This window comes from Shimia litoralis, from assembly GCF_005518135.1.
GTDB lineage: Bacteria > Pseudomonadota > Alphaproteobacteria > Rhodobacterales > Rhodobacteraceae > Shimia_E > Shimia_E litoralis.
This window is the reverse complement of the sequence record NZ_SULI01000061.1, coordinates 1-1,361: the sequence shown is the minus strand read 5'-3', so window position 1 is coordinate 1,361 and position 1,361 is coordinate 1. Positions and strand designations below refer to the sequence as shown.

Below are 1,361 nucleotides of genomic sequence, written 5' to 3'. Positions count from 1 at the left end.
GAGCCCAAATTGCATGTTTTCTGTGCCGCAGCGAAAGTCAGGTTTAAGAAAGCTGATGGGACCATCAGCAGGCATCGATCAGGCGTAGGTACGTATCCTTTTGAACGCCCAAAAACCGACACCAAGCAGGACGATCAAGACAGCAGCCGTCGTTAAGCCCGATTTCACAGTAGAAGCGACACTTGCCGCCAAGACAGTGTTGGCTGATATTTCTGACCAACTCAGGATCATGAGACAGATGCCGACGTTCTCTAGATAGTCAGCGAGAGCTGCCCAAATCGAAAACCAAATCCCAATCTGAACAAGCCTGTGATTTACTTCCTGCAATTTAAGCCATTTGAGCAATGACACTAACGTCAGCGCCATGAGCGCGGGATACGCGAGATCAAGTGGAATCTGTCGCATAAGATAATAGCGCCTCCCGCTAGACCCTAGGGCAGAGAGCAGCGAGTTTGCCTGTTCAGCCGAATATCCGCCGGGGCGCATGTCGAAAGGGCGAAGGCCGGACAAAGTCTCGATGTGCGCCAGAGTGACAAAGATCATCAACAGATAGAATCCGGCGGCCGCGAGACCGAAGAGTGCCGCTTGCCGCCCGTACTGCTTAGTTGGTATCATCATTTTCATTGGTATTTCTCCTAACCATTGGCACCGTCGTACTCAGCGCGAGCAAAGCTGGCATTATCGTTTGATAAGGAATTCGCGATTTGGATCTCTTAACTTTTTTCACTCGTTCTCCGAACGCTTTGGGCAAAGACAGCGCTCGTGAGTTCGCGGCAGCATGGAGTGTTGAATATGTAGAAAAGGGGCGTCGCATTGCGACGCAGGGCGAACCAGACCTATTGGAGCACATCATTCTTGATGGGCGCGCCACTAGCCAAATCACGGATCCTGAAGGTCGAGCTGTTTGCGTTGGCTTTCACGCTGGCCCTTGCGTGGTCGCACCAAATGTCGCGAGAACCAGAAACGGGACCTCGCTCGTTTCAATAGATGTGATTGCAGATGCATTGGTTGCGCAAATGAACAGCCGCGCCTTGACTGAGCTTATGTTAGCATCGGAGCCAATTCGCGAATGGGCAAACGGCATTTTGCAGCAAGAACTGGCCTTCAAGGCTGACCGAGAGTGGTGCCTTGCCGCACTTGGCGGCGCAGACCGCCTTGCGTGGTTTCGCAAAGACTTCCCGCACCTCGAGGGGCTTTTCGGCCATTACTTGATAGCATCTTTTCTTGGTGTCACACCGGTCACACTCAGTCGACTTCGCGGTGCCGAGCGAGACACGGCGGTTGATTAAAGGTTCGATTGCGGGAACCTCAGCTAGTAAAGCAGACCTTGGTAGCAACCGCAGCGAAATGGCGCTTTGTCC

2 protein-coding genes are annotated in these 1,361 nt (G+C 52.8%); one reads left to right on the top strand and one right to left on the bottom strand.

Going from position 1 to position 1,361, the window contains the following annotated elements:
• Window positions 1-78 precede the first annotated feature (78 nt).
• Window positions 79-624 (bottom strand): hypothetical protein, encoded by a 546-nt coding sequence (locus FAP39_RS17320; protein ID WP_138017619.1) that lies wholly within the window; start codon window positions 622-624, stop codon window positions 79-81.
• A gap of 80 nt (window positions 625-704) precedes the next feature.
• Between FAP39_RS17320 and FAP39_RS17315 the strand changes: the two genes are divergently transcribed.
• The gene (locus FAP39_RS17315) at window positions 705-1,289 is read left to right on the top strand and encodes a Crp/Fnr family transcriptional regulator (RefSeq protein WP_138017618.1); all 585 of its coding nucleotides are present in this window, start codon (window positions 705-707) and stop codon (window positions 1,287-1,289) included.
• Window positions 1,290-1,361: the final 72 nt, after the last annotated feature.

What these genes read in the sequence shown, in the direction of transcription:
- FAP39_RS17320 (WP_138017619.1), bottom strand. Translation starts at nt 624, where the DNA reads ATGAAAATGATGATACCAACTAAGCAGTACGGGCGGCAAGCGGCACTC.